Source organism: Buttiauxella sp. BIGb0471, from assembly GCF_024807715.1.
GTDB classification, from domain to species: domain Bacteria; phylum Pseudomonadota; class Gammaproteobacteria; order Enterobacterales; family Enterobacteriaceae; genus Buttiauxella; species Buttiauxella agrestis.
The window spans coordinates 103703-129502 of sequence record NZ_JANUEU010000007.1; the positions used below are offsets into that span (position 1 = coordinate 103703).

Genomic DNA, 25800 nt, shown 5'->3' on the forward strand with positions numbered 1-25800 from the left:
CGTGGCAGATGAGAGCAGCGGCAAAAACGCTTAAACCGAAACGCCAGGAAGAACAGGCCAACTTTGTAAGTTGGCGTTTTGCGTTGCTTTGCGGTTGCATTTTGCTGGCGCTGGTTTTCCTGTTGGGGCGCGTTGCCTGGCTGCAAATCATCGCGCCAGACATGCTGGTACGCCAGGGCGATATGCGTTCCTTGCGTGTGCAGGAAGTCTCAACTTCCCGTGGCATGATTAGTGACCGTGCAGGCCGCCCATTGGCCGTCAGTGTGCCAGTTAAGGCGATTTGGGCTGACCCGAAAGAGTTGCACGACGCAGGCGGCATTACGCTGGATAACCGCTGGAAAGCGTTGGCGGATGCCCTGAAAATCCCTCTCGATCAGCTCGCCTCCCGCGTTAACAGCAACCCGAAAGGTCGCTTTATTTATCTGGCTCGTCAGGTAAACCCGGACATTGGCGACTACATCAAAAAACTCAAACTTCCGGGGATTCATCTTCGTGAGGAATCTCGTCGCTACTATCCTTCAGGCGAAGTAACTGCTCACCTCATTGGCTTCACCAACGTCGATAGTCAGGGGATTGAAGGCGTTGAGAAGAGCTTTGATAAATGGCTAACCGGGCAACCGGGTGAGCGTATTGTGCGTAAAGACCGCTTTGGTCGCGTGATTGAAGACATCTCTTCAACCGACAGCCAGGCTGCTCACAACCTTGCGTTGAGCATTGATGAACGCTTGCAGGCGCTGGTTTACCGCGAGCTAAACAACGCCGTGGCCTTTAACAAAGCCGAGTCGGGCAGTGCGGTGCTGGTGGATGTGAATACCGGTGAAGTTCTGGCGATGGCAAATAGCCCGTCTTACAACCCAAATAATCTGAGCGGCACGCCAAAAGATGTGATGCGTAACCGCACCATCACGGACGTTTTCGAGCCGGGTTCGACAGTCAAACCGATGGTTGTCATGACCGCGCTGCAACGTGGCGTAGTACGTGAAAATACCGTTCTGAATACCGTACCGTACCGCATCAATGGTCATGAAATCAAAGATGTGGCGCGCTACAGCGAATTGACCCTTACCGGGGTGCTACAGAAGTCGAGTAACGTCGGGGTTTCAAAACTGGCGTTAGCGATGCCCTCCTCAGCGTTAGTAGATACTTACTCACGTTTTGGATTGGGAAAAGCGACCAACTTGGGGCTGGTCGGAGAACGCAGTGGCTTATATCCGCAAAAACAACGGTGGTCTGACATAGAGAGGGCCACCTTCTCTTTCGGCTACGGGCTAATGGTAACCCCGTTACAGTTAGCGCGAGTCTACGCAACGATTGGCAGCTACGGCGTGTATCGCCCTCTGTCGATTACGAAGGTTGATCCACCGGTTCCTGGTGAACGTATTTTCCCGGAATCGCTGGTTCGTACCGTCGTCCATATGATGGAAAGTGTGGCATTACCCGGTGGTGGTGGCGTGAAAGCAGCCATCAAGGGATACCGCATCGCCATTAAAACCGGTACGGCGAAAAAAGTCGGTCCGGATGGAAAATACGTTAACAAATACATTGCTTACACCGCAGGCGTTGCGCCAGCGAGTAACCCTCGATTTGCATTGGTTGTGGTGATCAACGACCCACAAGCAGGGAAATATTACGGTGGTGCCGTCTCTGCACCTGTGTTCGGTGCCATCATGGGCGGCGTTCTGCGCACCATGAATATCGAACCGGATGCTCTGGCGACAGGTGAAAAAAGTGAATTTGTAATTAATCAAAATGAGGGATCAGGTGGCAGATCGTAATTTGCGCGACCTTCTCGCTCCGTGGGTGCCAGAGTTGCCTTCGAGAGTACTGCGAGAAATGACACTCGATAGCCGCGTGGCGGCTTCGGGCGACCTTTTTGTGGCTATAGTCGGTCATCAGGCGGACGGGCGTCGATATATCCCGCAGGCAATAGCGCAAGGTGTGGCCGCTGTTGTTGCTGAAGCTGAAGGCGAAGCAACCGACGGCGAAATCCGTGAAATGCACGGTGTGCCCGTGATTTATCTGAGCCAACTGCATCAACGTCTTTCTGCTCTGGCTGGGCGTTTTTACCACCAGCCCTCGAGCGCGTTGCGCCTGGTTGGCGTAACTGGCACTAACGGCAAAACCACTACGGCTCAATTGCTGGCGCAGTGGAGCCAGTTATTAGGCGAAACCAGTGCGGTGATGGGTACCGTGGGCAATGGCCTGCTGGGTCAAGTCAAACCTACCGAAAATACCACTGGCTCTGCCGTCGATGTACAGCAAGTACTTGCTAACCTGGCTGAACAGGGGGCGAGCTTTGCCGCAATGGAAGTTTCTTCCCATGGCCTGGTTCAGCACCGGGTTGCTGCATTGAAATTTGCCGCTAGCGTGTTCACTAACCTGAGCCGCGATCACCTTGATTACCATGGCGATATGGCGGGCTATGAAGCGGCTAAATGGCTGCTGTTTTCAGAACACGATTACGGCCATGCCGTTATTAATGCTGATGATGAAATCGGACGCAATTGGTTAGCGCGCTTGCCTGACGCTGTTGCCGTTACGATGGAAAATAATTTACAGCCTGACTGTCGTGGCCGCTGGTTGAAAGCAACCAACGTGCATTATCACGACGGCGGGGCGACCGTTCAGTTCAGTTCCTCCTGGGGTGACGGGGAAATTGAAAGCCGCCTGATGGGGGCTTTTAACGTCAGCAACCTGTTATTGGCGCTTGCGACCCTGCTGGTTCTTGATTACCCAATCGACGAATTGCTGAAAACGGCACCAAGCCTGCAGCCTGTTTGCGGCCGAATGGAAGTATTCAGTGCTCCGGGTAAACCGACAGTGGTGGTGGATTATGCCCACACGCCGGATGCCCTTGAGAAAGCATTGCAAGCCGCTCGTTTACATTGCAGCGGCAAGCTGTGGTGTGTGTTCGGATGCGGCGGTGATCGCGATAAAGGCAAGCGTCCAATTATGGGTGGCATAGCCGAGCAATATGCGGATGTAGTGGTCGTTACCGATGACAACCCGCGTACTGAAGAGCCGAAAGCCATTGTTGCCGATATCCTGGTTGGCATGCTGGATGCGGGCCGCGCTCATGTGGTTTCCGGGCGCGCTGAAGCGGTAACAAACGCCATTATGCAGGCGAAAGAGAATGATGTGGTTCTGGTGGCAGGCAAAGGTCACGAGGATTATCAGATTGTTGGAACGCAGCGCCTGGATTACTCCGACCGCATTACCGCCGCTCGCTTGTTGGGGGTTTTGGCATGATTCGCGTTTCCTTGAGCCAACTTGCCACTGTCCTGAATGGAGAGTTGCATGGTGCAGATGCTGACATTATTGATGTCACCACGGACACGCGCAAACTCACGCCAGGGTGTCTGTTCGTTGCACTGAAAGGTGAACGTTTTGATGCTCACGATTTTGCGCAAGATGCAGTGAACGGTGGGGCAGGGGCGTTGTTGGTTAGCCGTAAGCTGGATGTGAATGTTCCACAGCTTGTGGTTGCTGATACGCACCAGGCGTTCGGCGAACTGGCCGCATGGGTTCGCCAGCAAGTGCCAACGCGTATTGTTGCGCTGACAGGCTCTTCCGGCAAAACCTCCGTTAAAGAGATGACCGCCGCAATTTTGCGTCAGTGTGGCAACACGCTGTACACCGCAGGCAACCTCAATAACGATATCGGCGTGCCAATGACGTTGTTACGTCTGACGCCAGAATATGAATTTGCGGTTATTGAGCTGGGTGCTAACCACCAGGGCGAAATTGCCTGGACGGTGAATCTTACCCGCCCGGAAGCGGCTTTGGTCAATAACCTCGCTGCGGCACATCTGGAAGGATTTGGTTCACTTGCCGGTGTTGCGAAAGCAAAGGGTGAGATTTTCGCAGGGCTGCCGGATAGCGGTATCGCGATTCTCAATGCAGACAATAACGACTGGCTGAACTGGCAAGAAGTGATTGGCGAACGCAAAACCTGGCGCTTCTCGCCCAATGCCACGGGCAGTGATTTTACTGCGACTAACGTGCATATCACTGTGCATGGCACAGAGTTCACCATCAAAACACCGGTTGGCGATATAGACGTGACTTTACCGCTACCGGGTCGTCATAACATCGCCAACGCACTGGCGGCGACGTCGCTTGCAATGGCTGTGGGTGCAACGCTCGAAGCGGTCAAAATTGGCCTTGCCGATCTTAAAGCGGTTCCTGGTCGTCTGTTCCCGATACAACTTTCTGAAAACCAACTTCTGCTTGATGACAGCTACAACGCCAACGTGGGATCGATGACTGCCGCCGCACAGGTGCTGTCTGAAATGCCGGGTTTTCGCGTGATGGTTGTCGGCGATATGGCTGAATTAGGTGAAGAATCTGTTGAGTGCCATCGCCAGGTCGGTGAGGCAGCAAAAGCATCAGGCATTGATTGTGTTTTAAGCGTGGGCACACTGAGTGAAATTATCAGTCAAGCCTCTGAAGTTGGCGAACATTTTACCGATAAGCCTTCTTTAATCGTACGTCTGAAGGCGCTCATCGCCGAGCATTCAATGATAACTATTTTAGTGAAAGGTTCACGTAGTGCCGCTATGGAGCAGGTAGTACGCGCATTACAGGAGAATGGAACATGTTAGTTTGGCTGGCCGAACATTTGGTCAAATATTATTCCGGCTTTAACGTCTTTTCGTATCTGACGTTTCGCGCCATTGTCAGCCTGCTGACTGCTCTGTTCATCTCGTTATGGATGGGGCCGCGCATGATTGCTCGTTTGCAGCAACTTTCTTTCGGCCAGGTTGTGCGTAACGACGGTCCTGAATCCCATTTCAGCAAACGCGGGACGCCAACCATGGGCGGGATTATGATCCTGACCTCCATTGTTATCTCCGTATTGATGTGGGCTTATCCGTCAAACCCGTACGTCTGGTGCGTGTTGTTTGTCCTGGTCGGCTACGGTGCGATTGGCTTTGTTGATGACTATCGCAAAGTCGTACGTAAAGACACCAAAGGTTTGATTGCTCGCTGGAAGTATTTCTGGATGTCCGTTATCGCGTTGGCGGTAGCCTTCACGATGTACAGCGCAGGAAAAGGAACGCCAGCCACCGAGCTGGTTGTGCCGTTCTTTAAAGATGTGATGCCGCAGCTTGGCCTGTTTTATGTGCTGCTGGCGTACTTCGTCATCGTTGGCACCGGGAATGCGGTTAACCTGACCGATGGCCTTGATGGCCTGGCGATTATGCCTACCGTGTTGGTGGCTGCGGGCTTTGCGCTGGTCGCCTGGGCTACGGGTAACATTAAGTTCGCCGGATATTTGCATATTCCTTATCTTCGACATGCAGGGGAGCTGGTTATCGTCTGTACGGCGATTGTTGGCGCAGGGCTTGGTTTCTTGTGGTTCAACACCTATCCGGCGCAAGTTTTCATGGGTGATGTTGGCTCTCTGGCTCTGGGCGGCGCGCTCGGAACCATCGCGGTACTGCTGCGTCAGGAATTCCTGTTAGTGATCATGGGCGGCGTGTTTGTGGTTGAAACGCTGTCGGTGATTTTGCAGGTCGGTTCCTTCAAATTGCGCGGACAGCGCATTTTCCGTATGGCCCCAATTCATCACCATTATGAATTGAAAGGTTGGCCGGAGCCGCGAGTCATTGTGCGCTTCTGGATTATTTCGCTGATGCTTGTTCTGATCGGCCTGGCTACCCTGAAGGTGCGTTAACTATGACTGATTACCAGGGTAAAAAAGTCGTCATTATTGGATTGGGCCTCACCGGCCTGTCCTGTGTTGACTATTTCATCGCACGTGGTGTGACACCGCGTGTGATGGACACCCGCATCTCGCCACCGGGACTGGATAAATTGCCAGAATCGGTCGAGCGACATACTGGCTCACTCAACGAAGACTGGTTGTTAGCGGCTGACTTGATTGTTGCCAGCCCTGGTATTGCTATCGCCCATCCAGCCCTTAGCCGTGCGGCAGACGCTGGCGTTGAAATCGTGGGTGATATCGAACTGTTTTGTCGTGAAGCACAAGCGCCGATTGTGGCCATTACCGGTTCCAACGGTAAAAGTACCGTCACGACTTTAGTCGGTGAAATGGCTAAAGCAGCAGGCGTGAATGTGGGCGTAGGTGGAAACATCGGCCTGCCTGCGTTGATGCTGCTTGATCCTGCTCGCGAGCTTTATGTGCTTGAGTTATCCAGCTTCCAGCTAGAAACCACCTCAAGCCTGAAAGCTGCTGCGGCGACCATTCTTAACGTCACCGAAGATCATATGGATAGATATCCTTTCGGGCTGCAACAGTATCGTGCCGCTAAATTGCGCGTGTATGAAAACGCCGCAGTTTGCGTGGTGAATGCCGATGATGCACTGACGATGCCTGTACGTGGTGCAGATGTACGCTGCATTAGCTTTGGTGTGGATGTCGGCGATTACCACCTGAATCATCAGCAAGGCGATACCTGGCTGCGTGTGAAGGGCGAAAAAGTGCTGAACACCAAAGAAATGAAAATCGTGGGCCGACACAACTACACCAACGCACTTGCAGCGCTGGCACTGGCTGATGCCGTGAAACTCCCACGCTCCAGCAGCCTAAAAGCATTAACCACCTTTACAGGTCTGGCGCACCGCTTCCAGCTTGCATGGGAACGTAACGGCGTGCGTTGGATTAACGACTCGAAAGCAACCAACGTCGGTAGCACAGAGGCGGCGCTGAACGGCTTGAAAGTGGAAGGTACATTGCATCTGCTATTGGGTGGCGATGGTAAATCAGCTGATTTCTCGGCCCTCAGCCAGTATCTGCAAGGCTCGGCAATTCGACTGTATTGTTTTGGCCGCGACGGAGCTGAACTTGCGGCACTGCGCCCTGATGTTGCCGAACAAACTGAAACCATGGCTGAGGCGATGAAATTGATTGCCGCCCGTGTTCAACCCGGTGACATGGTTCTGTTATCACCAGCATGCGCCAGCCTCGATCAGTTCAAAAACTTTGAACAGCGTGGCGACCAGTTTACTCAACTTGCGAAGGAGCTTGGCTGATGCGCTTATCTCTCCCTCGCCTGCGAATGCCCCGAGTGCCAGGATTTGCCATCCTGAGCTGGCTGGCGTCGGCAGTTAAAGGCTGGGTGATGGGCACCAAAGAAGCCGACTCAAATAACATCGTAATGTATGACCGCACGATGTTATGGCTGACTTTCGGGCTGGCGGCTGTTGGTTTCATTATGGTGACTTCTGCTTCCATGCCTGTAGGGCAGCGTCTGGCGAATGATCCGTTCCTGTTTGCCAAACGTGACGGTTTGTACATCATCCTGGCGTTTGCATTAGCGATGGTCACACTGCGTTTGCCGATGGATTTCTGGCAGCGCCACAGTACTGCAATGCTGCTGTTATCCATTGCGATGTTATTGATTGTACTGGTGGTCGGTAGCTCGGTTAACGGTGCGTCGCGTTGGATTGCATTCGGCCCATTACGTATTCAGCCTGCAGAATTCACCAAGTTGTCGCTGTTCTGTTATCTCGCCAACTACCTGGTTCGTAAGGTAGATGAAGTGCGTAATAACCTACGCGGCTTCCTCAAACCGATGGGTGTGATCCTGGTATTAGCGGTGCTGCTTCTGGCGCAGCCTGACTTAGGTACGGTTGTTGTGTTGTTTGTGACGACACTAGCAATGCTGTTCCTGGCAGGGGCAAAGCTTTGGCAGTTCCTTGCCATCATCGGCATGGGGATTTCTGCCGTCGTGCTGCTGATCCTTGCCGAACCGTATCGTATCCGCCGCGTAACGTCCTTCTGGAATCCTTGGGATGACCCGTTTGGTAGTGGCTACCAGTTGACGCAATCTCTGATGGCATTCGGTCGCGGGGAATTGTGGGGGCAGGGGTTAGGTAATTCGGTTCAAAAACTCGAATATTTGCCGGAAGCACATACCGACTTCATCTTCTCTATTATCGGAGAAGAGCTCGGATATATCGGTGTGGTGCTGGCTTTATTGATGGTATTCTTCGTCGCTTTTCGTGCGATGTCCATTGGTAAACGCGCGTTAGAAATGGACCAGCGTTTTGCGGGATTTTTGGGCTGTTCAATTGGGGTTTGGTTTAGTTTCCAGGCGCTGGTAAACGTGGGTGCGGCAGCAGGTATGTTGCCAACCAAAGGCCTGACTTTGCCGCTTATCAGTTACGGTGGTTCGAGCCTGTTAATAATGTCTACAGCAATCATGATGTTGCTGCGAATTGACTATGAAACACGTCTGGCTAAAGCTCAGGCGTTTACGAAGGGTGTGCGATGAGTAATCAAACCCGGCGGTTAATGGTGATGGCGGGCGGGACTGGCGGGCATGTGTTCCCGGGTCTTGCTGTCGCGCATCACTTAATGGCTCAGGGCTGGCAAGTGCGCTGGCTCGGAACCGCCGATCGTATGGAAGCAGATTTAGTTCCGAAGCATGGAATCGAGATCGACTTTATTCGTATTTCAGGTTTGCGTGGCAAAGGCCTGAAGGCAATGTTGTTGGCTCCGGTGCGTATTTTCAACGCCTGGCGTCAGGCGCGGGCCATCATGAAAGCCTATCGCCCGGATGTGGTACTCGGAATGGGTGGTTATGTTTCAGGCCCTGGCGGCCTTGCTGCATGGTCACTCGGTATTCCGGTGGTATTGCATGAGCAAAATGGCATTGCTGGTTTAACCAATAAATGGTTGTCAAAAATTGCCAAAAAGGTCATGCAGGCGTTCCCTGGCGCCTTTCCGAATGCGGACGTAGTGGGTAATCCGGTGCGTACTGATGTATTAGCGCTGCCATTACCACAAGAACGTTTTGCTGGCCGTGAAGGCCCAGTGCGAGTTTTAGTGGTAGGTGGCTCGCAGGGTGCTCGTGTGCTGAACCAGACAATGCCGCAAGTGGCGGGTCGTTTGGGCGATGCCATTACTATCTGGCACCAGTCAGGTAAAGGTGGCGAAGAGTTTGTTAAGCAAGGTTATGCCGACGCCGGACAGCCTCAGCACAAAGTAACCGAATTTATTGATGATATGGCTGCCGCGTATGCGTGGGCCGATGTCGTGGTCTGTCGCTCCGGCGCATTAACCGTCAGCGAAGTCGCGGCCGCAGGTTTACCTGCATTGTTTGTTCCCTTCCAGCACAAAGATCGTCAGCAATACTGGAATGCGCTGCCGTTGGAAAAGGCTGGAGCGGCAAAAATACTGGAGCAACCGCAGTTTACCGTGGATGCCGTTACCCAAACTCTCGCCGGGTGGGACAGAGCGACGTTATTGGCAATGGCCGAGCGTGCGCGCGCTGCATCCATTCCTGATGCCACAGAGCGGGTAGCAAAAGAAGTGAGCGCCGCAGCACTGGCGTAATCATTGTGGGCAGACTGTTGCCCATGAATATTTGAAGTAATGGCGTTTGACGCTGCAGGTTAGAGAATGAATACACAACAACTGGCGAAACTGCGTTCTATCGTGCCCGAGATGCGTCGCGTCCGGCATATTCACTTTGTTGGCATCGGCGGCGCCGGTATGGGCGGTATTGCTGAAGTTTTAGCTAATGAAGGTTATCAAATCAGCGGGTCTGATTTGGCACCGAACCCGGTCACTCAGCAGTTGTCGGCGCTGGGCGCCACGATTTATTTCAACCATCGCCCTGAAAATGTGTTGGATGCGAGCGTTGTGGTGGTATCCACCGCAATCTCAATGGATAACCCGGAAATTGTTGCCGCTCATGAAGCGCGTATCCCGGTTATTCGTCGTGCTGAAATGCTGGCCGAGTTGATGCGTTTTCGTCACGGCATCGCTATTGCGGGTACGCACGGCAAAACAACCACTACGGCGATGGTTTCCAGTATTTATGCAGAAGCAGGGCTTGATCCTACTTTTGTGAACGGTGGCCTGGTTAAAGCCGCGGGAACCCATGCTCGCCTGGGTCACAGCCGTTACCTGATTGCTGAAGCAGATGAAAGTGATGCGTCATTCCTTCATCTGCAACCGATGGTTTCAGTGGTAACGAATATCGAAGCTGACCACATGGATACCTACCAGGGCGACTTCGAGAATTTAAAGCAGACGTTTATTAACTTCCTGCACAACCTGCCGTTTTATGGCCTGGCTGTGATGTGTGTAGACGATCCAGTTATTCGTGAATTGCTGCCACGTGTGGGCCGCAAGATCACCACTTACGGTTTTAGCGAAGATGCAGATGTTCGCATTGAAAACTACCAGCAGAAAGGGCCGCAAGGGCATTTCACGATTGTGCGTCAGGATAAACCTGCTCTGCATGTGACGCTGAATGCGCCGGGCCGCCACAACGCGTTAAACGCGGCGGCAGCGGTCTCTGTTGCAACAGAAGAAGGCATTGATGACGAGGACATTCTGCGCGCGCTGGAGAGCTTCCAGGGAACCGGGCGTCGCTTTGATTTCCTCGGTGAATATCCGTTAGCGCCAGTAAATGGTAAAGAAGGCAGTGCCATGCTGGTGGATGACTACGGTCACCATCCGACAGAAGTTGATGCCACGATTAAAGCCGCTCGTGCAGGTTGGCCGGATAAAAATCTGGTGATGATATTCCAGCCGCACCGTTTCACGCGTACTCGTGATCTGTACGATGATTTTGCTAACGTGTTGTCACAAGTGGATTCATTGTTGATGCTGGATGTTTATGCTGCGGGTGAAGCAGCTATTCCTGGCGCTGACAGCCGTTCATTGTGCCGTACTATTCGTGGACGCGGAAAAGTTGATCCCATTCTGGTGCCGGATGCGAACCAGATCGCTGATATGTTGTCTCCGATCTTGTCAGGAAATGACTTGATCCTGGTGCAAGGTGCGGGGAATGTCGGGAAAGTTGCCAGAAACCTGGCTGAATGCAAATTGCAGTCCCACACTAAGGAGGGAGACCAACATGGCTGAGAAAATCGCTGTCCTGCTGGGCGGGGCTTCCGCTGAGCGTGAGGTGTCATTGCAATCAGGGGCTGCGGTACTCGCAGGCCTGCGTGAAGCTGGAATTGATGCGCACGAAGTTGACCCGAAAGACACACCAGTCACTGAGCTAAAAGCACAGGGTTTTGACAAAGTATTCATTGCCTTACACGGTCGCGGTGGGGAAGACGGAACCCTACAAGGGTTACTCGAATTTCTGAAACTGCCTTATACCGGCAGTGGCGTCATGGCATCAGCCGTCACGATGGATAAACTGCGCACTAAATTGTTGTGGAAAGGTGCAGATTTACCTGTCGCTCCGTGGGTTGCACTCACACGCCGTGATGTCGAAGCCGGTATTTCTGCAACCACAGTAGAACAAATTGCAGGCTTAGGGATGCCAGTCATCGTTAAGCCAAGCCGTGAAGGCTCAAGCGTGGGTATGTCTAAGGTTGATAATGTTTCAGCCCTGCCTGCAGCGCTTGAATTGGCCTTTGAACACGACGAAGAAATTCTGATCGAGAAGTGGCTCAGTGGCCCTGAGTACACGGTTGCGATTGTTGGCGAAGAAATATTACCGTCAATTCGTATCCAACCCGCTGGAATTTTCTATGATTATGAGGCGAAGTATCTCTCTGATGAGACACAATATTTCTGCCCGGGCGGTTTAATCGAACAACGCGAGCAAGAATTACAGGCTTTAGTGCTGCAAGCCTGGCAAGTTTTGGGGTGCAGTGGTTGGGGACGCGTAGACGTCATGCTGGATAGTGACGGCCAGTTTTATTTACTGGAAGTGAACACTTCTCCGGGCATGACCAGCCACAGTCTGGTGCCAATGGCGGCACGTCAGGCAGGGATGACATTCTCTCAACTGGTAGTGCGGATTCTGGAGTTGGCAGACTGATATGTCGCAAGCAGCTCTGAATACGCGTAATCGCCAAGAAGAAGAAGAAACCAGTTCTCGTCGCAGTAACGGTGGGCGACTGGCCGGGATTATTTTCCTGAGCGCAGTACTGTTTACGGTATTTATCGGCGGCTGGATTGTGGTCGGCTGGATGGAAGATGCACAGCGGCTGCCATTGTCTAAGTTAGTGGTTACTGGTGAACGGCATTACACCCGTAACGATGATATTCGCCAGTCAATTCTGGCACTGGGGCCACCGGGCACCTTTATGACCCAGGATGTGAATATCATCCAGCAGCAAATTGAACGTTTGCCATGGATCAAGCAGGCGAGCGTGAGAAAGCAATGGCCAGACGAATTGAAGATTCATCTGGTTGAATACGTGCCCATAGCACGCTGGAATGATCAACATATGATTGATGCGCAAGGAAATGCGTTCAGTGTTCCAGCAGAACGTGCAACAAAGCAGACTTTACCTATGTTATCCGGGCCAGAAGGCAGTGAAGGTGAAGTATTGCAAGGTTATCGCGCAATGGGCGACGTGCTGGCAAAGGATAAATTTACATTGAAAGAAGCGGCAATGACCGCTCGGCGCTCCTGGCAATTGACGCTAAATAATGGCATCAAACTTAATTTAGGTCGGGGCGATACAATGAAACGCCTGAGTCGTTTTGTAGAACTTTACCCGGTTCTGCAGCAGCAAGAGCAAGCCGACAATAAAAGGATTAGTTACGTCGACCTGCGTTATGACTCCGGCGCGGCAGTAGGCTGGCAGCCCGCTCCCGTAGAGGAATCTAATCCTAATCAGCAACAGAATCAGGCACAGGCAGAATAACAATGATCAAGGCGACGGACAGAAAACTGGTAGTAGGACTGGAGATCGGTACCGCAAAGGTTGCCGCTTTAGTAGGGGAAGTTCTGCCTGACGGTATGGTCAATATTATTGGCGTGGGTAGTTGCCCATCGCGTGGTATGGACAAAGGTGGCGTAAACGATCTCGAATCAGTCGTAAAATGCGTTCAGCGTGCGATAGATCAGGCCGAATTAATGGCGGATTGCCAGATATCTTCGGTCTACCTTGCGCTGTCAGGTAAACATATTAGCTGTCAAAACGAGATTGGCATGGTGCCAATTTCCGAAGAAGAAGTGACGCAGGAAGACGTTGAGAACGTTGTTCACACCGCGAAATCAGTACGCGTACGTGACGAGCATCGTGTTTTGCACGTAATCCCGCAAGAATATGCAATTGACTACCAGGAAGGCATCAAAAATCCTGTAGGTTTATCTGGTGTGCGCATGCAGGCTAAAGTGCACTTGATTACCTGCCATAACGACATGGCTAAAAACATCGTCAAAGCTGTTGAACGATGTGGTCTGAAAGTTGACCAACTGATCTTTGCAGGACTTGCTGCAAGCTATGCAGTTTTGACTGAAGATGAGCGTGAATTAGGGGTCTGCGTAGTCGATGTCGGTGGTGGTACAATGGATATTGCGGTCTACACTGGCGGCGCATTGCGTCACACCAAAGTTATTCCTTATGCAGGAAACGTGGTGACCAGTGATATCGCTTATGCCTTCGGCACACCGCCGAGTGATGCAGAAGCCATTAAAGTGCGTCATGGCTGCGCTCTGGGTTCGATTGTTGGTAAAGATGAAAACGTTGAAGTGCCAAGCGTAGGCGGACGTCCGCCACGTAGCCTGCAACGTCAGACGCTCGCAGAAGTTATCGAGCCACGTTATACCGAACTTCTGAATCTGGTAAACGAAGAGATTTTGCAATTACAAGAACAACTTCGCCAGCAAGGTGTGAAGCACCACCTGGCGGCGGGGATTGTACTAACGGGCGGCGCGGCGCAAATTGAAGGGCTGGCAGCCTGTGCGCAACGTGTGTTCCATACGCAAGTTCGTATTGGACAACCGTTAAATATTACAGGCCTAACTGATTATGCCCAGGAGTCTTATTACTCCACAGCAGTCGGCTTGCTGCACTACGGGAAAGAAACACATCTCAGTGGTGAAGCTGAAGTGGAAAAACGCTCCTCTGTCGGCTCATGGATTAAGCGAATCAACAGCTGGCTGAGAAAAGAGTTTTAATTTTTATAAGAGACCAGACAAAATTAGTGGTCTCAGGCGACAGGCACAAAACGGAGAGAAACTATGTTTGAACCTATGGAACTGACCAACGACGCGGTGATTAAAGTCATCGGCGTCGGTGGTGGCGGCGGCAATGCCGTTGAACACATGGTGCGTGAACGCATCGAGGGTGTTGAATTCTTTGCAGTGAATACCGACGCTCAGGCGTTACGCAAAACTGCTGTAGGCCAGACAATCCAGATTGGTAATGGAATTACCAAAGGTCTGGGTGCTGGAGCGAACCCTGAAGTGGGTCGTACCGCTGCGGAAGAAGACCGCGACGCGTTACGTGCAGCCCTTGAAGGCGCAGACATGGTATTTATCGCCGCAGGTATGGGTGGCGGTACTGGTACAGGTGCAGCACCTGTCGTGGCTGAAGTCGCTAAAGACTTAGGCATTCTGACCGTTGCCGTTGTGACCAAGCCTTTCAACTTTGAAGGCAAGAAGCGCATGGCTTTCGCGGAGCAGGGTATTGCCGAGCTGTCTAAGCATGTTGACTCCTTGATCACTATTCCTAACGACAAATTACTGAAAGTACTGGGTCGCGGTATCTCTTTGCTTGACGCTTTTGGCGCAGCAAACGATGTACTGAAAGGCGCAGTGCAGGGTATCGCAGAGTTGATTACCCGTCCGGGTCTGATGAACGTCGACTTCGCTGACGTGCGCACCGTAATGTCCGAAATGGGTTATGCCATGATGGGCTCTGGTGTGGCAAGTGGTGAAGACCGTGCAGAAGAAGCGGCTGAAATGGCAATTTCCAGCCCGCTATTGGAAGATATCGATCTTTCTGGCGCACGTGGTGTTCTGGTCAACATTACTGCTGGCTTCGACCTGCGTCTGGACGAGTTTGAAACTGTCGGTAACACCATCCGTGCGTTCGCATCTGATAACGCCACTGTAGTTATCGGTACTTCTCTGGACCCAGAGATGAACGACGAACTGCGTGTTACTGTTGTTGCAACCGGTATTGGTATGGACAAACGTCCAGAAATCACCCTGGTGACCAACAAACAAACTCAGCAACCTGTCATGGATCGCTACCAGCAGCACGGCATGGCTCCGCTTCAGCAAGAGCAGAAACCTGCTGCCAAAGTAGTTAACGACAACACGCCACAAACGACGAAAGAGCCTGATTATCTGGATATTCCAGCGTTTTTGCGCAAGCAAGCTGATTAAGAATAAACCGGAAGTTGGGGATCTCCGCTCTTTGTGCTAAACTGGTCCACCGATTGTGATATACACTTCGGTTGGATAGGTAATTTGGCGAGATTATACGATGATCAAACAAAGGACATTAAAACGTATCGTTCAGGCGACTGGCGTCGGTTTACATACCGGCAAGAAAGTCACACTGACGTTGCGCCCTGCGCCGGCAAATACCGGGGTCATCTATCGTCGCACCGACTTGAATCCTCCGGTAGATTTTCCGGCAGATGCCAAATCTGTGCGTGATACCATGCTCTGTACTTGCCTGGTGAACGAGCACGATGTGCGGATTTCTACCGTTGAGCACCTGAACGCCGCCCTGGCTGGGTTAGGTATTGATAACATCATTATTGAAGTCAATGCCCCAGAAATCCCAATTATGGATGGTAGTGCAGCGCCATTCGTCTACCTGCTGCTTGATGCCGGGATTGACGAATTAAACTGTGCGAAGAAATTTGTACGCGTCAAAGAAACGGTTCGCGTTGAAGACGGCGACAAATGGGCTGAATTCAAGCCGTACAATGGTTTCTCGTTGGATTTCACCATCGACTTTAACCACCCGGCGATTGATGCCAGTACTCAACGTTACAGCATGAACTTCTCTGCCGACGCATTTATGCGCCAGATCAGTCGTGCTCGTACTTTCGGTTTCATGCGTGATATCGAATATCTGCAGTCCCGTGGTTTGTGCCTGGGCGGCAGCTTCGATTGTGCCATCGTTGTTGACGATTATCGCGTACTGAACGAAGACGGTCTGCGTTTTGAAGACGAATTCGTTCGTCACAAAATGCTCGATGCGATTGGTGACTTGTTCATGTGCGGCCATAACATTATCGGCGCGTTTACCGCCTATAAGTCAGGTCATGCACTGAATAACAAATTGCTTCAGGCGGTTCTGGCGAAGCAGGAAGCCTGGGAATGGGCAACCTTCGAAGACGATGCCGAACTTCCGTTAGCGTTCAAAGCACCAAAAATGGTTCTGGCATAACACCAGAATTATTTATTGCGACTGGTTTCATTGGTACTCTCTCCGGCCAATGATGCCAGTCGTTCTATTATTGCCTTCAATTTCTCAGGGCTACGTTCAGCCACCATTCTTAATGCCTCAGCACTTTGCTGGCTCAACACTCTGTTAACCCCTTCAGTTTTTCCTTTCGCTGTCTGAATGCTGTTTTCTTGTACGGATTCTTGCCCAATTGCAGCCAGTGATGGATTAATCCTGATGTCGATTGATGTCAATGATGGTAATATTTGCGCACGTAATGCACTCAATAGTGTGGCTTGTTCATAGCGTAAGCGCATCAGCCAACTAGCATTTGCAGTTTCAAGTACGAGAATGCCTTGTCGAAAATTTGCGACCCGGCACCAGGGATGTAGTTGAGCGGGTAATATTCCTTTCACCGCCCTGTTGAGCCGAAGTAGCGCAGTGGCACGTTGTTGCACGTTTTGCAGCACGCTTTCGGCACCAGCATCATCGAACAAATGATCTAAAGATTGTGGGCGACTATCACGCATACATAATGCTCCGGCGGAAAAAGTGATTGGTATTCTAAATCGTTGGCGACAGTTTGGCAGACGTTACTTCTGGCCGCATCTCTTATTGGGGATGGTCGCGGCGAGTTTTGGCATGCCTGCGCTCAGCCAAAATACCGAGCCTACAGCCCCGGCAGAAACCTCTACCAGCAGTCACGACTACCTGAACAAAGTCAGCTTCAATAGTCTGGCATTATTGCAGGAAAGTACCCGGCGACCATCATTTAGTGTCGATTACTGGCATCAACATGCAATTCGTACAGTAATACGCCACCTTTCTTTTGCTATGGTGCCTCAAACGCTACCTGTCGCGGAAGAGAGCTTGCCACTTCAGGCACATAAACTCGCTTTACTGGATACGCTCACCGCGCTACTTACCCAGGAAAGCAAACAGCCCGTAATTGTGCGCCACATTGCGCTTTGGCAACCGCCAGCTGTCGAGACTTTTAGTCCTGCCATCTGGATTAGCCAGGTTCACGGTATCCGCGCCGGCCCACTACGCCTCAGCTAAAACTATTCCCTTTAATTATAACGTTATTTTAGCTCTACCCTGACGGTAGGCGTTTGAGAATTTATTATGCTAATCAAATTATTAACTAAAGTTTTCGGTAGCCGTAACGACCGTACACTGCGTCGTATGCGTAAAGTTGTAACTCTTATCAACAGCATGGAACCGGAAATTGAAAAGCTTTCCGATGACGAATTAAAAGCAAAAACCGGTGAATTCCGTGCACGTCTTGAAAAAGGCGAAGTGCTGGAAAACCTGATCCCAGAAGCTTTTGCTGTGGTCCGTGAAGCAAGTAAGCGTGTGTTCGGTATGCGTCACTTCGACGTACAGCTGCTTGGCGGTATGGTACTGAACGATCGCTGTATCGCAGAAATGCGTACAGGTGAAGGTAAAACCCTGACTGCAACTCTGCCTGCATACCTGAACGCATTAAGCGGCCGTGGTGTTCACGTTGTTACCGTGAACGACTATCTGGCCCAGCGTGATGCGGAAAACAACCGTCCATTGTTCGAGTACCTTGGCCTGAGTGTCGGCATCAACTTGCCTGGCATGCCTGCACCGGCAAAACGCGAAGCGTACGCGGCGGACATTACTTACGGCACTAACAACGAATACGGTTTCGACTACTTACGTGACAACATGGCGTTCAGCCCTGAAGAACGCGTACAGCGTAAGCTTCACTACGCGTTGGTGGATGAGGTTGACTCAATCCTTATCGATGAAGCGCGTACTCCGCTGATTATCTCTGGTCCAGCGGAAGATAGCTCCGAGCTATACAGAAAAGTAAATACAATCATCCCAAGCCTGATCCGTCAGGAAAAAGAAGACTCCGATACTTTCCAGGGCGAAGGTCACTTCTCCGTGGATGAGAAATCTCGCCAGGTAAACATTACTGAACGCGGTCTGGTACTGGTTGAAGAACTGCTGGTGCGCGAAGGCATGATGGAAGAAGGTGAGTCTCTGTACTCTCCGACGAACATCATGCTGATGCACCACGTGACTGCTGCACTTCGCGCGCATGTGTTGTTCACCCGTGACGTTGACTACATTGTAAAAGATGGCGAAGTCATCATCGTTGATGAGCACACAGGCCGTACCATGCAAGGCCGTCGTTGGTCTGATGGCCTGCACCAGGCTGTTGAAGCTAAAGAAGGCGTCGACATTCAGAACGAAAACCAGACTCTGGCCTCTATTACCTTCCAGAACTACTTCCGTCTGTATGAAAAACTGGCCGGTATGACGGGTACTGCGGATACCGAAGCGTTCGAATTCAGCTCTATCTACAAACTCGATACCATCGTTGTTCCGACTAACCGTCCAATGATCCGTAAAGACATGCCTGATCTGGTCTATATGACTGAAGCAGACAAGATTATGGCAATCATTGAAGATATTAAAGAACGCACCATCAACGGTCAGCCTGTTCTTGTTGGTACGATTTCTATCGAGAAATCCGAAGTGGTTTCTGCCGAATTGACCAAGGCGGGCATCAAGCACAACGTTCTGAACGCCAAGTTCCACGCCAACGAAGCCGGTATTGTCGCTCAGGCGGGTTACCCTGCTGCTGTAACCATCGCAACCAACATGGCAGGTCGTGGTACGGATATCGTGCTGGGTGGTAGCTGGCAGGCAGAAGTTGCTGAGCTTGAGGACCCAACGCCTGAGCAAATCGCGCAGATTAAAGCTGACTGGCAGATTCGTCATGACGCGGTTCTGGCATCTGGTGGTCTGCATATCATCGGTACTGAGCGTCACGAATCTCGCCGTATTGATAACCAGCTGCGTGGCCGTTCTGGTCGTCAGGGTGATGCGGGTTCATCTCGTTTCTATCTGTCGATGGAAGATTCACTGATGCGTATTTTCGCATCGGATCGTGTCTCCGGCATGATGCGTAAACTGGGTATGAAACCGGGTGAAGCGATTGAACACCCATGGGTTACTAAAGCGATTGCTAACGCACAGCGTAAAGTTGAAAGCCGTAACTTTGATATCCGTAAACAACTTCTTGAATACGATGATGTGGCGAATGATCAGCGTCGTGCCATTTACACCCAGCGTAACGAATTACTGGATGTGAGCGACGTAAGCGAAACCATCAACAGCATTCGCGAAGATGTGTTCAAAGTGACTATTGATGCGCATATTCCACCACAATCCCTGGAAGAAATGTGGGATGTTGAAGGTCTGGAAGAGCGTCTGAAAAACGATTTCGATCTTGAACTGCCAATTAAAGAGTGGCTGGATAAAGAGCCTGAACTGCACGAAGAAACACTGCGCGAGCGTATTTTGGAAAACGCTATCGAAGTGTATAAGCGTAAAGAAGAAGTGGTTGGCATTGAAATGATGCGTCACTTCGAAAAAGGCGTCATGCTGCAAACTCTTGATTCGCTTTGGAAAGAGCATTTGGCTGCAATGGATTATCTGCGCCAGGGTATTCACTTACGTGGCTACGCGCAAAAAGATCCTAAGCAAGAATACAAACGTGAATCCTTCTCTATGTTTGCCGCAATGCTTGAATCACTGAAATATGAAGTGATCAGTACGCTGAGCAAAGTACAGGTTCGTATGCCTGAAGAAGTAGAAGCGATGGAACAACAACGCCGAGAAGAAGCTGAGCGTTTAGCTCAGATGCAGCAACTGAGTCACCAGGATGACGAGACGATCGCCGTACAAGAGTTGGCTTCAGAAACGGGTGAGCGTAAAGTGGGCCGTAACGACCCATGCCCATGTGGTTCCGGTAAAAAATACAAACAGTGTCATGGCCGTTTAAGCTAAGCACTTAATTGTCGATGAAGGCGCAGCTTGCTGCGCCTTTTTTATATGGAGCACCTGCACAAAAATGAAACAATTAGAAATCGCCGTGGGCATTATTCGTAACCCTAAGAGCGAAATTTTTATTACCCAGCGAGCCGCTGATGCTCACATGGCGAATAAGCTTGAATTTCCCGGTGGGAAAATCGAAGCGGGTGAAACGCCAGAGCAGGCGTTAGTCCGTGAACTTCAGGAAGAAACAGGTATTACAGCGACTGAATTTACGCTGTTTGAGAAACTAGCCTATCAGTTCCCGGACAGGCATATCACGTTGTGGTTTTTCCTGGTGGAAAGTTGGGAAGGCGAGCCGTGGGGTAAAGAAGGGCAACCGGGTCAATGGATTGCGCAAAATGCGCTGGTGGCTGCAGATTTTCCACCAGCCAATGAACCGGTTATTACCAAACTAGTAATTGACGAACGACAGCAACGTTAACGCAGGTCTTCTTCACTCCAGCCGTCGCTGTCTGACAAATCGCCGCTGCTCGGAATTCGTTTTTCCTCGGCGGCCCATTCACCTAAATCAATCAGCTGGCAGCGTTTGCTGCAAAATGGTCGGTACGGGCTAGTTTCATTCCAGATAACTGTTTTACCGCAGCCAGGGCAATTTACACTAATGGATTCAGACACGTTAGCTCCTCAGCAGCATGCAAGTTCGAAATCAAGACGTTCGGGGATGACCCCATTTTCGCTATCAAGTGGTAAGAAACGGATCGCAAAACGGCTTTTATGACCAGATACTTGCGGGTACAGCTGACAAGACAAATCCAGCTTTAAACGCAACAAATCGGCGTCATCGCCGTTATCCTGATAAAAACCATTCAAGCTAGTTTGCTTACGGAATGGAGCAGAATTACGAATAATATCCAACACCAGATCCAAAGATTGTTTTAACGGCTGCAAACTCGCCAACCACTGATTAATCTGTGCATCACGCTGTGCTTGCGGGGAATACAGCCAGATATGCAATGTCGGTAAATCAAAGCTACAGCATCCACCAGGAATGCTAAGACGCTGACGAACCAGTGCAATCAGACGATCTTCGCGCAAAGCCTGTCCTAAACGTGGTGCCGCCATTAACAGGCTGCCATGTTCTTTAAGTTGGCTACGCAGTGAGTCGATTCGCTGCATATCTACACCCGGAACTTCCGCCCAACTCAGTAATTTGCGCTGCTGGCGCTCAAGTTCTTTAAGAATATCGGTACGAATTTCACCGCGTTCAAAGACATCCAGCAGATCGCCGACGTTGCGGAAGAAGTGTAGCGCTTTGGAAGTGTTCTCTACCGGTAATGAACTTTCGAGTTGTTGAATTAAGAACTCGATACGCAGCCAGGTACGCATTTTTTCATTCAATGGGTGCTCAAAAAGAATCTGGGTGCTCATTATTCATTTTCCTGCTGTGCGGCCTGCGACGCCAGTTCCAGGTACTGGCGGTGCAGACGGTCAACATGTGCGGCCACCTTTTCGGGGGCACCATCATTATTAATTACATCATCGGCAGCGTTCAAACGTGCCTCGCGTGTCGCTTGTGCAGCAATAATTTGTTGCGCATGTTCACGACTGACTTTATCGCGCGCAATAGTACGTGCGATTTGCACTTCTGGCGACACATCAACGACCAAAACGCGATCGGCCTTTTGTTGCAGATTATTCTCGACTAATAACGGAACAACCCATAGTACATAAGGAGATAGTGCCTGGTTGATTTCAGTTTGGGTACGCTGATGAATAAGCGGGTGCAGTAAAGCATTAAGCCACTGCTTTTCCGCTGGAGAAGAAAAGATTCTTTCGCGAAGAACCCGGCGATTCAGAGTGCCATCCTGAAGGAGGATCTCTGGACCGAAATGTTCAGAAATAATGTTAAGGGCGGGCTGTCCTGGCTCAACGACCTGGCGCGCAATGATATCCGCGTCGACAACGGTAATACCTAATCGGGAAAAGTTATCAGCGACAGTGCTTTTTCCGCTGCCAATCCCACCCGTTAATGCCACCGTATAAACCATAAAAACCAGACCCTAAAGCGATTACACATTTCTTAGGTAAATTTTAACGATTGTAGCGTAAAAAAGACTGTTTTCGCAGTCTTGCAGCGGTATTAATAGTGCGTATGATAGCGTCACTGGAATTGGTGTCTAAATCACCAATTGCGTTCACGCGTCCTTCGCCATTCGACCCAGGAATCTGCAACATGCGTATTGAAGAAGATTTGAAGTTAGGTTTTAAAGACGTTCTTATTCGTCCAAAACGTTCCACTCTGAAAAGCCGCTCTGATGTAGAGCTTGAGCGCCAGTTCACTTTCAAACACTCCGGTATTGCATGGTCAGGTGTTCCGATCATTGCTGCTAACATGGACACCGTTGGTACATTCGGCATGGCCAAGGCACTGGCTTCGTTTGATATCCTCACCGCCGTTCATAAGCACTACTCTTTTGAAGAGTGGAGCGACTTCGTGAAATCCACGCCAGAAAGCATCCTGAAATTTGTCATGGTTTCAACCGGTACATCAGACGCTGATTTCGAGAAAACCAAACAAATTCTGAACCTTAACCCAGCGCTGCAATTTATCTGCATCGATGTGGCAAATGGTTATTCTGAACACTTCACTCAGTTCGTTTCCAAAGCGCGTGATGCGTGGCCAAATAAAGTTATCTGTGCAGGTAACGTTGTGACGGGTGAAATGTGCGAAGAGCTGGTTCTTTCCGGCGCGGACATCGTCAAAGTCGGTATCGGTCCGGGTTCTGTTTGTACGACTCGTGTCAAAACCGGTGTTGGCTACCCACAACTTTCCGCTGTTATTGAATGTGCTGATGCAGCGCATGGCCTTGGTGGCCAGATTGTTAGCGACGGCGGTTGTACTATGCCAGGCGATGTGGCTAAAGCCTTCGGTGGCGGCGCAGATTTCGTGATGCTGGGCGGTATGCTGGCAGGTCATGACGAAAGCGGCGGCACAATCGTTGAAGAAAACGGTGAGAAATTCATGCTGTTCTACGGCATGAGCTCCGAGTCTGCAATGACTCGCCACGTGGGTGGTGTTGCAAAATACCGTGCTGCTGAAGGCAAAACCGTTAAGCTGCCATTGCGTGGCCCTGTAGAAAACACCGCTCGCGACATTTTGGGCGGCCTGCGTTCTGCCTGTACTTATGTTGGTGCTTCTCGTTTGAAAGAGCTGACCAAACGCACCACGTTCATTCGTGTGAATGAGCAGGAAAACCGCGTTTTCAATAGCCTCTAAGCTATTGACGATAGTCGGCGTGGCTTCGTCCACGCCGTCATCCTGCACTCATCGCATCTCCTAACTGGAAAATCGGCAGATACATCGCGATGACCAGCGTTCCAATGATCACTCCCACAACTAACATCATTATTGGCTCAAGAGCAGCGGCAAGGTTATCTGCCAATTCTTCGGTATGGCTATGATGCCAGGTTGCGAGTTTTTCCAGCATCAAATCTAAAGCTCCTGATTCCTCCCCGATACGCACAAGCTGGCAGCACAAAGATGTAAAGCATCCACTCTGTGAGAGCGCATGCCAAAGCGGAATACCCTCAGTCACTTTGACGCTTATCTGCGAGATAATCTTTTTCCACATCAATTGCGTTAAGGTGTTTTCAACCGCTTCGAGGCCTTGTAATAGCGGGATCCCTGCCTGTTGAGCCAATGATAATGTGGTGTAGATTTGACTTAGAATTTGCCCTCGCCAAAGGGGGGCAACAAGAGGAATGCGCAGCAATAGTTTCTGTTCATATTCTTGCCAGTGTGGTTTTTTCTTTCGCAAAAAATAACCACTTGATACGAGTACACTACCTGCCAGGAACCACCATACTCCTTGTGTCGTTACCCAATGCGAAACAGCCATTACAGCTAGCGTAATTGCCGGTAATGGAGCATTGAAAGAGCGGTAGATATTGGCAAACTCAGGCAGTACAAAACCCATCATTCCGACAGTCACTACCAACGCGACTACCATAATAAACAGCGGGTATCGCAGTGCTTTCATCACTTTTTTGCGCAGTCGGTAGAGCTTTTCTTGCTGGTCAGCCAGCCGTTTACAGCACTCATCCAGCTTCCCTGTTAACTCACCAATATGAATCAGAGCGATAAATAGCGCGGGAAAAACTCCCGGCCATTGCTGTAATGCCGAGGAAAAGGGAATACCGTTAGATACGCGTTGTTCCAGGTCTTTCAGCAGCGCTCGCCATTCATCGAATGGATGCTGCTGGGCTATGAGTAACAGCCCGTCAGATAATGATATTCCCGCCTGAAGCAGCGTGGCGAGTTGGCGAAAAACCTGGATTTTTTGCTGAATATGCCAGCAACCGCGGCGAACACTGGATGTTTTTCGCAGCTGCAAAAGTTGAAGATTGGCATTAAGCAATTGCTCACTCACTGAGGCAGCATCATCAGCCAGCAAAGCGCCTTGTTGCATCTGGCCATGCTGATCGACGGCTTTCCAGCGCCAGAGAACAAACTTAGCCATGGGGAACACCAAGTACCCGGTACAGCTCCTCTAGTGTCGTGAGTCCTTGTTCTACAGCCTCGCAGCCACGTTCGAAAAGGGTTTTCATACCCAGTTTGCGTGCCAGGGTCTCGATCTCGGTTGCAGAAATGCCCCGAGCGATCGCTGATTGTAGAGAAGGGTCGACAAGGAGTATTTCAAACAAAGCGCTTCGACCGTAGAAACCGCAATAACACCTTTTGCAGCCAACCGCCCGCCAATGGGGCAGAGCATTTCCCCAAAGTGTTGAGGGAAGAATGATGTCATCAGGGAGTTGCTGCTTGCAGTGGGGACAGAGTTTACGTACTAATCGTTGTGCCACCACGATGTTTAACGCAGAAGCCAGCATCCAGCGCTCGATGCCCATTTGTTCAAGTCGCACGACTGTTTCAGCCGTGGAATTGGTATGCAACGTTGAAAGCACCAGATGCCCGGTTTGCGCGGCTTTGATAGCGATCTCTGCGGTATCTCCATCCCGGATTTCACCCACCATGATGATATCCGGGTCCTGGCGCAGTAATGCGCGTAACACGCTCTGAAAACTCAGCCCCGCTTTACTGTTAATTTGCGTTTGATTAAGCCCATGCATCGGGATTTCTATCGGGTCTTCAACGCTACACACATTGCTCGATATCTGGTTGAGGATTTTCAAAGCGCTGTAAAGCGTGATGGTTTTTCCACTTCCTGTGGGGCCAGTGACCAGAATCATTCCTTGTGGATTGGCAAGCGCACGCTGAAATCGGGCGCAGTCGTCAGACGACATGCCCAACTGCGTTAACTCAAAAGTTTGTTCTGTCTGTGACATTAAACGTAAGACGACTTTTTCGCCGTGATAGACCGGCAAGGTTGCGATGCGAAATGAACATTTATGTTGCTCAATTTCTATCGCCATTTGCCCGTCCTGCGGAAGTCGACGCTCCGCGATATCAAGATTACCTAAAACTTTTAGCCGTGCGGTTAGTGGTGCCGCCAGATGCGTGGGCAGCAGGGGCTGTAATTGCAACACACCATCGACACGAAAACGAATCTGATACCCTTGCTCCATGGGCTCAAAGTGAATATCTGATGCTCTGAGTTGTATCGCTTTTAGCAGCGTTTCCTCGAGCAGTTGTACCACTGGAGCCGTGTTTTCTTGCGCTTCATCCGGGCTGGTTGGCAGTCGTGAATGCCGGGCTTTTTCGAGTTGCTCAGTCGGCCAGTATTCGACGTTGACCGGTTTATCGCAGATGAAACGTAAAGCTTCAAAGAACTGAGCCGGTGGGTTAGGGGCAATAGCGATATGTAGCGCTGGGTCTTCTGCAAGCAATAACGCCTGATACTGGTTACAGAGTGCGAGGATCTGCTGATTGATCATGGT

At 50.8% G+C, this 25800-nt stretch carries 23 protein-coding genes; 17 read left to right on the top strand and 6 right to left on the bottom strand.

Features of this window, described 5'->3' with window-relative positions:
• Positions 1-8: 8 nt before the first annotated feature.
• The 13 genes from M2371_RS19195 (at position 9) to lpxC (ending at position 16089) form a co-directional block, all read left to right on the top strand.
• Positions 9-1775: a peptidoglycan glycosyltransferase FtsI gene (locus M2371_RS19195; protein ID WP_172895540.1), complete on the top strand. Its 1767-nt coding sequence runs from the start codon at positions 9-11 to the stop codon at positions 1773-1775.
• Complete coding sequence (murE, locus tag M2371_RS19200; RefSeq protein ID WP_259268475.1) at positions 1762-3249, top strand: UDP-N-acetylmuramoyl-L-alanyl-D-glutamate--2,6-diaminopimelate ligase; 1488 nt, start codon at positions 1762-1764, stop codon at positions 3247-3249. Before M2371_RS19195 ends, murE begins: the two co-directional genes overlap by 14 nt.
• Positions 3246-4604: a UDP-N-acetylmuramoyl-tripeptide--D-alanyl-D-alanine ligase gene (murF, locus tag M2371_RS19205; protein ID WP_259268476.1), complete on the top strand. Its 1359-nt coding sequence runs from the start codon at positions 3246-3248 to the stop codon at positions 4602-4604. The genes murE and murF overlap by 4 nt, the downstream gene beginning before the upstream one ends.
• Positions 4598-5680 (top strand): phospho-N-acetylmuramoyl-pentapeptide-transferase, encoded by a 1083-nt coding sequence (gene mraY / locus M2371_RS19210; protein ID WP_034493359.1) that lies wholly within the window; start codon positions 4598-4600, stop codon positions 5678-5680. The genes murF and mraY overlap by 7 nt, the downstream gene beginning before the upstream one ends.
• 2 nt (positions 5681-5682) lie before the next feature.
• Complete coding sequence (gene murD, locus M2371_RS19215) at positions 5683-6999, top strand: UDP-N-acetylmuramoyl-L-alanine--D-glutamate ligase (RefSeq protein ID WP_259268477.1); 1317 nt, start codon at positions 5683-5685, stop codon at positions 6997-6999.
• Positions 6999-8243 carry a cell division protein FtsW gene (ftsW, locus tag M2371_RS19220; protein ID WP_034493362.1) on the top strand — a complete coding sequence of 415 codons (1245 nt, stop codon included), beginning with the start codon at positions 6999-7001 and terminating at the stop codon, positions 8241-8243. The genes murD and ftsW overlap by 1 nt, the downstream gene beginning before the upstream one ends.
• A complete protein-coding gene (gene murG, locus M2371_RS19225) occupies positions 8240-9307 on the top strand; it encodes an undecaprenyldiphospho-muramoylpentapeptide beta-N-acetylglucosaminyltransferase (protein ID WP_259268478.1) in 1068 nt (355 codons plus the stop codon). The genes ftsW and murG overlap by 4 nt, the downstream gene beginning before the upstream one ends.
• 66 nt (positions 9308-9373) lie before the next feature.
• Complete coding sequence (murC, locus tag M2371_RS19230; RefSeq protein WP_172895536.1) at positions 9374-10849, top strand: UDP-N-acetylmuramate--L-alanine ligase; 1476 nt, start codon at positions 9374-9376, stop codon at positions 10847-10849.
• On the top strand, positions 10842-11762 hold the full coding sequence (locus M2371_RS19235; protein WP_259268479.1) for a D-alanine--D-alanine ligase: 921 nt from the start codon (positions 10842-10844) through the stop codon (positions 11760-11762). Before murC ends, M2371_RS19235 begins: the two co-directional genes overlap by 8 nt.
• Position 11763: 1 nt before the next feature.
• Entirely contained in the window at positions 11764-12597 is an 834-nt protein-coding gene (ftsQ, locus tag M2371_RS19240; protein ID WP_172895534.1) for a cell division protein FtsQ, read from the top strand.
• A 2-nt stretch (positions 12598-12599) separates the two neighbouring features.
• Positions 12600-13856 (top strand): cell division protein FtsA, encoded by a 1257-nt coding sequence (ftsA, locus tag M2371_RS19245; protein ID WP_034493371.1) that lies wholly within the window; start codon positions 12600-12602, stop codon positions 13854-13856.
• 63 nt (positions 13857-13919) lie between these two features.
• Complete coding sequence (gene ftsZ, locus M2371_RS19250) at positions 13920-15071, top strand: cell division protein FtsZ (RefSeq protein WP_034460939.1); 1152 nt, start codon at positions 13920-13922, stop codon at positions 15069-15071.
• Positions 15072-15171: 100 nt separating this feature from the next.
• On the top strand, positions 15172-16089 hold the full coding sequence (gene lpxC, locus M2371_RS19255) for a UDP-3-O-acyl-N-acetylglucosamine deacetylase (protein WP_034493373.1): 918 nt from the start codon (positions 15172-15174) through the stop codon (positions 16087-16089).
• A gap of 8 nt (positions 16090-16097) precedes the next feature.
• On the opposite strand, the gene M2371_RS19260 is transcribed toward lpxC, so the two are convergent.
• A complete protein-coding gene (locus M2371_RS19260; RefSeq protein WP_034493375.1) occupies positions 16098-16616 on the bottom strand; it encodes a DUF721 domain-containing protein in 519 nt (172 codons plus the stop codon).
• A 22-nt stretch (positions 16617-16638) separates the two neighbouring features.
• Between M2371_RS19260 and secM the strand changes: the two genes are divergently transcribed.
• The 3 genes from secM (at position 16639) to mutT (ending at position 20386) form a co-directional block, all read left to right on the top strand.
• A complete protein-coding gene (gene secM, locus M2371_RS19265; protein ID WP_115630837.1) occupies positions 16639-17145 on the top strand; it encodes a secA translation cis-regulator SecM in 507 nt (168 codons plus the stop codon).
• Positions 17146-17211: 66 nt separating this feature from the next.
• Positions 17212-19917 (top strand): preprotein translocase subunit SecA, encoded by a 2706-nt coding sequence (gene secA, locus M2371_RS19270; protein ID WP_259268480.1) that lies wholly within the window; start codon positions 17212-17214, stop codon positions 19915-19917.
• Between the two features lie 64 nt (positions 19918-19981).
• A complete protein-coding gene (mutT, locus tag M2371_RS19275) occupies positions 19982-20386 on the top strand; it encodes an 8-oxo-dGTP diphosphatase MutT (RefSeq protein ID WP_034493380.1) in 405 nt (134 codons plus the stop codon).
• Here the strand turns inward: mutT and yacG are convergent.
• The 3 genes from yacG to coaE are packed head-to-tail and all read right to left on the bottom strand — an operon-like array spanning position 20383 to position 21953.
• Positions 20383-20580, bottom strand: a complete 198-nt coding sequence (yacG, locus tag M2371_RS19280) for a DNA gyrase inhibitor YacG (protein ID WP_034493382.1) — start codon at positions 20578-20580, stop codon at positions 20383-20385. The genes mutT and yacG overlap by 4 nt on opposite strands.
• A gap of 9 nt (positions 20581-20589) precedes the next feature.
• Positions 20590-21333 (bottom strand): cell division protein ZapD, encoded by a 744-nt coding sequence (gene zapD / locus M2371_RS19285; RefSeq protein ID WP_172895532.1) that lies wholly within the window; start codon positions 21331-21333, stop codon positions 20590-20592.
• Positions 21333-21953: a dephospho-CoA kinase gene (gene coaE / locus M2371_RS19290; RefSeq protein ID WP_172895531.1), complete on the bottom strand. Its 621-nt coding sequence runs from the start codon at positions 21951-21953 to the stop codon at positions 21333-21335. The genes zapD and coaE overlap by 1 nt, the downstream gene beginning before the upstream one ends.
• A gap of 185 nt (positions 21954-22138) precedes the next feature.
• Between coaE and M2371_RS19295 the strand changes: the two genes are divergently transcribed.
• Positions 22139-23182: a GMP reductase gene (locus M2371_RS19295; RefSeq protein ID WP_115630827.1), complete on the top strand. Its 1044-nt coding sequence runs from the start codon at positions 22139-22141 to the stop codon at positions 23180-23182.
• Between the two features lie 37 nt (positions 23183-23219).
• Here the strand turns inward: M2371_RS19295 and hofC are convergent, their stop codons facing one another.
• Entirely contained in the window at positions 23220-24425 is a 1206-nt protein-coding gene (gene hofC / locus M2371_RS19300) for a protein transport protein HofC (protein WP_172895530.1), read from the bottom strand.
• Positions 24418-25797, bottom strand: coding sequence for a type II secretion system protein GspE (gspE, locus tag M2371_RS19305; RefSeq protein ID WP_259268481.1), 1380 nt, complete (start codon positions 25795-25797; stop codon positions 24418-24420). Before gspE ends, hofC begins: the two co-directional genes overlap by 8 nt.
• Between the last annotated feature and the right edge of the window lie 3 nt (positions 25798-25800).

What these genes read in the sequence shown, in the direction of transcription:
- M2371_RS19195 (WP_172895540.1), top strand. Translation starts at nt 9, where the DNA reads ATGAGAGCAGCGGCAAAAACGCTTAAACCGAAACGCCAGGAAGAACAG.
- murF (WP_259268476.1), top strand. Translation starts at nt 3,246, where the DNA reads ATGATTCGCGTTTCCTTGAGCCAACTTGCCACTGTCCTGAATGGAGAG.
- mraY (WP_034493359.1), top strand. Translation starts at nt 4,598, where the DNA reads ATGTTAGTTTGGCTGGCCGAACATTTGGTCAAATATTATTCCGGCTTT.
- murD (WP_259268477.1), top strand. Translation starts at nt 5,683, where the DNA reads ATGACTGATTACCAGGGTAAAAAAGTCGTCATTATTGGATTGGGCCTC.
- ftsW (WP_034493362.1), top strand. Translation starts at nt 6,999, where the DNA reads ATGCGCTTATCTCTCCCTCGCCTGCGAATGCCCCGAGTGCCAGGATTT.
- murG (WP_259268478.1), top strand. Translation starts at nt 8,240, where the DNA reads ATGAGTAATCAAACCCGGCGGTTAATGGTGATGGCGGGCGGGACTGGC.
- murC (WP_172895536.1), top strand. Translation starts at nt 9,374, where the DNA reads ATGAATACACAACAACTGGCGAAACTGCGTTCTATCGTGCCCGAGATG.
- M2371_RS19235 (WP_259268479.1), top strand. Translation starts at nt 10,842, where the DNA reads ATGGCTGAGAAAATCGCTGTCCTGCTGGGCGGGGCTTCCGCTGAGCGT.
- ftsQ (WP_172895534.1), top strand. Translation starts at nt 11,764, where the DNA reads ATGTCGCAAGCAGCTCTGAATACGCGTAATCGCCAAGAAGAAGAAGAA.
- ftsA (WP_034493371.1), top strand. Translation starts at nt 12,600, where the DNA reads ATGATCAAGGCGACGGACAGAAAACTGGTAGTAGGACTGGAGATCGGT.
- ftsZ (WP_034460939.1), top strand. Translation starts at nt 13,920, where the DNA reads ATGTTTGAACCTATGGAACTGACCAACGACGCGGTGATTAAAGTCATC.
- lpxC (WP_034493373.1), top strand. Translation starts at nt 15,172, where the DNA reads ATGATCAAACAAAGGACATTAAAACGTATCGTTCAGGCGACTGGCGTC.
- M2371_RS19260 (WP_034493375.1), bottom strand. Translation starts at nt 16,616, where the DNA reads ATGCGTGATAGTCGCCCACAATCTTTAGATCATTTGTTCGATGATGCT.
- secA (WP_259268480.1), top strand. Translation starts at nt 17,212, where the DNA reads ATGCTAATCAAATTATTAACTAAAGTTTTCGGTAGCCGTAACGACCGT.
- mutT (WP_034493380.1), top strand. Translation starts at nt 19,982, where the DNA reads ATGAAACAATTAGAAATCGCCGTGGGCATTATTCGTAACCCTAAGAGC.
- zapD (WP_172895532.1), bottom strand. Translation starts at nt 21,333, where the DNA reads ATGAGCACCCAGATTCTTTTTGAGCACCCATTGAATGAAAAAATGCGT.
- coaE (WP_172895531.1), bottom strand. Translation starts at nt 21,953, where the DNA reads ATGGTTTATACGGTGGCATTAACGGGTGGGATTGGCAGCGGAAAAAGC.
- M2371_RS19295 (WP_115630827.1), top strand. Translation starts at nt 22,139, where the DNA reads ATGCGTATTGAAGAAGATTTGAAGTTAGGTTTTAAAGACGTTCTTATT.
- hofC (WP_172895530.1), bottom strand. Translation starts at nt 24,425, where the DNA reads ATGGCTAAGTTTGTTCTCTGGCGCTGGAAAGCCGTCGATCAGCATGGC.
- gspE (WP_259268481.1), bottom strand. Translation starts at nt 25,797, where the DNA reads ATGATCAATCAGCAGATCCTCGCACTCTGTAACCAGTATCAGGCGTTA.